The sequence below is a fragment of the uncultured Fretibacterium sp. genome (genome assembly GCF_938030725.1).
Lineage (GTDB): Bacteria > Synergistota > Synergistia > Synergistales > Aminobacteriaceae > Fretibacterium.
The window spans coordinates 1-5,898 of the sequence record NZ_CALHIQ010000164.1; the positions used below are offsets into that span (position 1 = coordinate 1).

General features: G+C 68.4%; 4 protein-coding genes. 2 read left to right on the forward strand and 2 right to left on the reverse strand.

What is annotated here, in order from left to right; translation table 11 throughout:
• On the reverse strand, positions 1-884 hold an 884-nt coding region (locus Q0629_RS09275; RefSeq protein ID WP_298781721.1), incomplete at its 3' end, for an RluA family pseudouridine synthase.
• Between the two features lie 69 nt (positions 885-953).
• Entirely contained in the window at positions 954-3,764 is a 2,811-nt protein-coding gene (gene ileS / locus Q0629_RS09280) for an isoleucine--tRNA ligase (RefSeq protein ID WP_298781723.1), read from the reverse strand.
• A gap of 299 nt (positions 3,765-4,063) precedes the next feature.
• On the opposite strand from ileS, the gene Q0629_RS09285 reads away from it, so the two are divergent.
• Positions 4,064-5,680 carry an amidohydrolase gene (locus tag Q0629_RS09285; RefSeq protein ID WP_298781725.1) on the forward strand — a complete coding sequence of 539 codons (1,617 nt, stop codon included), beginning with the start codon at positions 4,064-4,066 and terminating at the stop codon, positions 5,678-5,680.
• Positions 5,681-5,789: 109 nt separating this feature from the next.
• On the forward strand, positions 5,790-5,898 hold a 109-nt coding region (locus Q0629_RS10215), incomplete at its 3' end, for a 4-alpha-glucanotransferase (protein ID WP_366123305.1).

Genomic DNA, 5,898 nt, shown 5'->3' on the forward strand with positions numbered 1-5,898 from the left:
TCCCGAAGCTCGCGGGGCAGCGGAAGGCGGAAGGCGAGCGGAACGCCCGTGACGGGGTGCAGGAAGGCCAGGCGCCACGAGTGCAGGAACACGCGCCCCAGCTCCCGCCCCCTGGACGCCCCGTAGAGCGCGTCGCCGAAGAGCGGGTGCCCCAGGGCCGCCATGTGGACGCGGATCTGGTGCGTGCGCCCCGTAAAGAGGGAGCAGACCGTCAACGACGCCCCACCCCGGCGCCACAGGACGCGATAGCCCGTGAGGGCGGGCCGCCCCCCCTCCACCACGGCCATGCGCAGCGGGTTCTCCGGGTCCCGTGCGATGGGGCCGGAGAGGGTCCCCCGATCGGAGGGAAGGGCCCCCTGCGCCAGGGCCAGATACTCCTTCGTCACCTGTCGCGCCTGAAACATCCGCTGCAGCTCCTCCATGACCTCCTGACGCCGGGCCACCACCATGAGGCCCGACGTCGTGGCGTCCAGCCGATGCACGATGCCGGGCCTCAGCCGGTTCCTCAGGAGGCGCATCTCAGGGTAGCGCCACAGGAGGCCGTGAACCAGCGTGCCGCGCCAGTGTCCCGGCGCGGGGTGCACGACGATCCCCGCGGGCTTGTCGATCACCACCAGGTCCCGGTCCTCGTACACGACCCCGAACGCCACCGGTTCCGGCTCGATCTCCATCCCCTCCGGCTCCGGGAGCGCCACGCGGTAGACGGCCCCCGGCAGGACCTTTGCGGCGGGCCTGAGGCGTGTCCCCGGCCCCTCCACCCGGCCCTCCTTCAGGAGCCTCTGGGCGAAGGAGCGTGTGACGCCAAGCCCGCGGGACAGAAAGACGTCCAGGCGCCCGCCTTCCCCGTCCCCCGTCAAGGTTTCCAGCACCTCGTCTTCGGCCATGCGGCCGCACCTCCCTTCAAAAAAAGGCCCCCTTGCACAGGGGGCCACGGTTAGAGCGGGGCACGGGGGTCAACGGGCCATTCCGCGCAGCACGGCCGCGCAGCGCGGGCACAGGCCCTCGCCGTCCGCCGCGTCGGAGTACTTCCAGCAGCGCGGGCACTTCGCGCCCTCCGTGAAGCCGCCCGCCGCCTCGATGCCCGTTTCCGCGTCCTTGAAGCGCCGGGGCAGCGTCAGCTCGTCGACGAAGTCGAAGCGGGAAACGATGCAGACGTCCGCCAGCTCCTGAGGCGTGAAGCCCTTCATGGCGGGGTCCGTGATCTGAGAGCGCTTCACCTGGACGGCAGCCTCCAGCGAGGTGCCGATGGTCTTGTCCGCCCTCAGGCCCTCCAGCATCCGGCTCACCGCGCCCCGCAGCGTCAGGGCGTTCTCCCACAGCGCGTCCAGCCCGTCGTCCACCTTGGAACAGTCCGCCGTCGGGAAGTCCGTCAGGAAGACGCTCTCCGCCAACGACGGGTCGAGAGCGCGCATCTCCTGCCATACCTCCTCCGCCGTGAAGCTCAAGAGGGGCGCCAGCATCCGGGTGAGGGCGGAGAGGACCTCCCACATGGCGGTCTGTGCGCTGCGCCGGGTCAGGGAGTCCGCCGCCTCGACGTAGAGCCTGTCCTTGCTCACATCCAGGTAGAAGGCGCTCAGCTCGTTGACGCAGAAGGAGTGGATGGCCGATGTCGGCATGTGGAACTCGTAGTCCTCCATGGAGCCCCGCACCCTCTCGATCGTCCGCTGCAGGCGATCCAGAATCCAGCGGTCCATCGACAGCATCCTCTCGTAGGGCACGGCGTCCCCGCCGGGGTTGAAGCCGTGGAGGTTTCCCAGGAGGAAGCGCGCCGTGTTCCGGATGCGGCGGTACGTCTCCGACAGCCCCTTGATGATGCCCTTCGAGATGCGAACGTCGTTCCTGTAGTCTGTGGAGGCCACCCACAGGCGCAGGATGTCCGCGCCGCTCTCGTCCACGATCTCCTCCGGAAGGATCGTGTTACCCAGGGACTTCGACATCTTGCGCCCCTCGCCGTCCAGGATGAAGCCGTGGGTCAGGACGCTGCCGTAGGGCGCGCGGCCCTTGATGGCCACGGAGGTCAGGAGGGAGGACTGGAACCAGCCCCGATGCTGGTCGCTGCCCTCCAGGTACATCTCGCAGGGCCAGGAGAGCCCGAAGTCCTCGTTCAGCACGGCCAGGTGCGAAACGCCCGAATCGAACCACACGTCCAGGATGTTGCTGTCCTTCTCCACGTTGTGCGAGCCGCAGTGGTCGCACAGGGCCCGGTCCCCGAACAGGTCCTGAAGGGAGCGGCTCCACCAGATGGAGGTCCCCTCCGGGTCTCCGTTCACCCTCTCCGCCAGCGTCCGGATGCGGTCCGCCGTCAGCGTGAAGGCGCCGCAGTCCTTGCAGTGCATGGCCGGAACGGGGACGCCCCAGACCCTCTGGCGGCTGATGCACCAGTCGGAGCGGGTCTGCACCATGTTGTAGATGCGGTCGTGTCCCCAGCCGGGAATCCAGCGCACCGCGTCGTCGATGACGTGGAGCGCCTCGTCCTTGAACTTCGTCACGTCGATGAACCACTGGTCCGTGGCGCGGAAGATGACGGGCTTCTTGCAGCGCCAGCAGTGGGGGTAGCTGTGCATCAGCTTGCCCTGTCCCAGCAGCCGGCCGCGGGCCCGCAGCATCTCAAGGGCCTTCGCCCCGCCCTCCTCCAACGACATGCCGGCCACGACGGGGACGTCCTGCTCGAAGCGCCCCGTGCTGTCCACGGAGCTCGCGATCCGGAGCCCGTAGCGGACGCCCGTTTCGTAGTCCTCCACGCCGTGTCCGGGGGAGGTGTGGATGCAGCCGGAGCCCATGTCCAGCTCCACGTAGTCCGCCAGCACCACCAGGACCTCGTGGTCGTCGTAGAAGGGGTGCGTGCCCGTGAGCCCCTCCAGTTCCGCGCCGGGGACGACGAGGAGGGGATCGCCCAGGGCGAGCCCCGCGGCCGCGCACACCGCGTCCTTCAGGTCCACGGCCAGGCAGTAGACCCTGTCGCCGCAGGCGTAGAACCCGTACTCGTACCGGGGGTGGACGGCGACGGCGGCGCTGGAGGGCAGCGTCCAGGGCGTCGTGGTCCAGATGACGACGTAGACGTCCTTCCCCTCCAGCTGTGGGAACCGCTTCGCCGCGCTGGGCAGGGGGTAGGCGGCGTAGACGGAGGGGGACTCCTCGTCCCAGTACTCGATCTCGCCGGCCGCCAGGGCCGTCTGACAGTCGATGCACCAGTAGACGGGTTTCAGCCCGCGATAGATCAGGTCCTTGTCCACCATGTCGGCAAAGGCATCAAGCTCATGACGCTCGTAGCCGGGGTTGAGCGTGACGTAGGGCTTCTCCCACTCGCCGAGGCCCCCCAGGCGCATAAACTGCTCCCGTTGCACGTTCAGGAAGTGCAGCGCCGTTTCCCTGCACCTCCTGCGCAGCTCCAGGGGGTCCACGCCGTCCTTCGAGATGTGGCTGTCCCTCAGCGCCCGAAGCTCGATGGGCAGGCCGTGGGTGTCCCAGCCCGGAACGTAGGGGGCATACCGCCCCGTCATCATCTTGTACTTGACGATAAAGTCCTTCAGCACCTTGTTGAAGGCCGTTCCCAGGTGGATGTTGCCGTTGGCGTAGGGGGGGCCGTCGTGGAGCACAAAGCGTTCCGAAGCGCCTTCCCGTGCCTTCAGGGCCTTGTGGTAGATGTCCTTCTCCTGCCAGAACTTCAGAAAAGCGGGCTCCCTCTTCGCCAGATTGGCCCGCATGGGGAAGTTCGTGACGGGAAGGTTCAGCGTGTCCTTATAGTCCTTCTCCTGACTGCTCATGATAAAAAAACTGCCTCCCAAAATCATTCCGCGCCCTGCCCCGTCCTTTTGGAACAGCCGCGCCGGTCTTCCGTCGGACCTCCGCTCCCGGCGGGGAACGGGCGGATCGACGGCACGATAATTGACAATCTTATCACACAAACGCGGATTTTGACGGCGAACGCCGCCTTCCATCAGGCGATCCTAAGGACGGGACGGCGCTCCAGGTGCCCGGGCGGCGTTCGAAAACGCCTTTTGACGTATAATTAAACACAAGAAAATTCAGCGCCCCTCCGGGGGCGAAGGAGGCTTCATATCGGATGCGGCAGACGGAAAGGATTGCCCTGATCAACGGGCGCATTCACACCCCTAACGGCATCGTGGACTCCCTGACGGTCGAAGCGGGGCGCGTGGCGACGGTCGGCGCGGCGCCCGCCTCGCGGCCCTCCGGGGACGCGAGGGTCTTCGACCTGCAGGGGCGCACGGTGCTGCCCGGCTTCTGCGATTCCCACGCGCACTTCCTGCACTGGGCGATGGCTCAGGAGCAGGTTCAGCTTGGGGGCTGCCGCTCCCTGGACGAGCTCCTGGAAACCCTCGCAGACTTCGCCGCGGAGCACCCCTTCCCCGCGGGCGGCTGGTACCGCGGCCTGGGTTGGACGGCCGAGAACCTACGTGGGGCCGTCCCCACCCGCCACGACCTCGACGCGATCCTCCCCAACGTCCCCGTCATCCTGTGGCGCGCCTGCGAGCACGTGGCCGCGGTCAACACGGCGGCGCTGGAGGCTGCAGGCATCACGCGCGACACCCGCGTGGAGCGGGGGACCGTGGAGCTGGGCATGGACGGCGAGCCCGACGGCATCCTGAAGGAGGCGGCCGTCGAGCTCGTGGAGCGATGCCTTCCCCCCATGTCGAACGAGGACATCACCCGCCTGCTGCACGCCTATGGCCCCCTGGCGGCGAGCTTCGGCCTGACGGAGATACACTCCGACGACCTCGCCGTCTTCTCCTTCGACTTTCGCAGGGCGGAACGGTTCTTCATGGACGCGGCCCTGGCGGGGGACCTGCCCTTCCGCCTGCGGGAGCAGATGCGCCTGCCCAGCCGGGACCTCCTCCTGGACTTTCTCTCCGACGGATGGCGGAGCGGCGACGGGGTGCCCTTCTTCCAGATCGGGCCGATGAAGCTCATCTGCGACGGCTCCCTGGGGGGAAGGACGGCCTGCCTGAGGCAGGACTACGCCGATGCGTGGGGTGAGCGCGGCATGGCCCTCTTCGACCAGGAGGAGCTGGACGACCTGGTTCTCACCGCCCACCTGTCCGGGATGCAGACGGCGCTGCACGCCATCGGGGACCGCACGCTGGACATGTGCCTCGAGGCCCTGGAGCGCGCCCAGTCGGAGCGGAGGTGGAGCGCCCGCCACATCATCGTCCACGCCCAGGTGGCGGACGACGACCAGCTCGATCGGATGCGGGCCCTGCGGCTCTGTGCCGCCGTCCAACCCTCTTTCGTGCCCTCGGACCGCGCCATGGCGCGGGAGCGGCTGGGGCAGGAGCGGGCGGACCGAAGCTATCGCTGGCGCACCATGATGCGGCGGGGCATCGTCTTGGCGTCGGGCTCGGACGCCCCCATCGAGGACCTACGCCCCCTGGCGGGCATTCAGGCCGCCGTGACGCGAGCGGCCCCAGGCAGCGGCGAAGACGCATGGAACCCCAAGGAGCGCCTCTCCGTGGCAGAGGCCATCGCCGCCTGCACGTGGAACGCGGCGTGGTGCGGCCACAACGAGGGACGCCGCGGCGAGATCGCGCCGGGGCGCGACGCGGACCTTGTGGTGCTGGATCAGGACCCCTTCGCCGTCCACCCCGGCGACCTCGCGGACGTCGGAGTGGACCTGACCCTCTGCGGCGGGCGCGTCACCCACAGCTCAGGCCATCTCGACTGAGGGCGCGCGGCGGGGGCGCGTGAGGCGGGAAAAAACTCCCCCCGCGCCCTGCCGGCTCTTTGGAGGTTTTAAATAAATGGACAGGAGAAAATGCGGCGTGCTGCTTCCCATGACCTCGCTTCCCTCGCGCTTCGGGATCGGCGACATGGGGCCGGGGGCGCTGCGGTTTGCGGAGTTTCTGCAGGGGGCGGGGCAGTCGTTGTGGCAGGGCCTGCCCC

What these genes read in the sequence shown, in the direction of transcription:
- ileS (WP_298781723.1), bottom strand. Translation starts at nt 3,764, where the DNA reads ATGAGCAGTCAGGAGAAGGACTATAAGGACACGCTGAACCTTCCCGTC.
- Q0629_RS09285 (WP_298781725.1), top strand. Translation starts at nt 4,064, where the DNA reads ATGCGGCAGACGGAAAGGATTGCCCTGATCAACGGGCGCATTCACACC.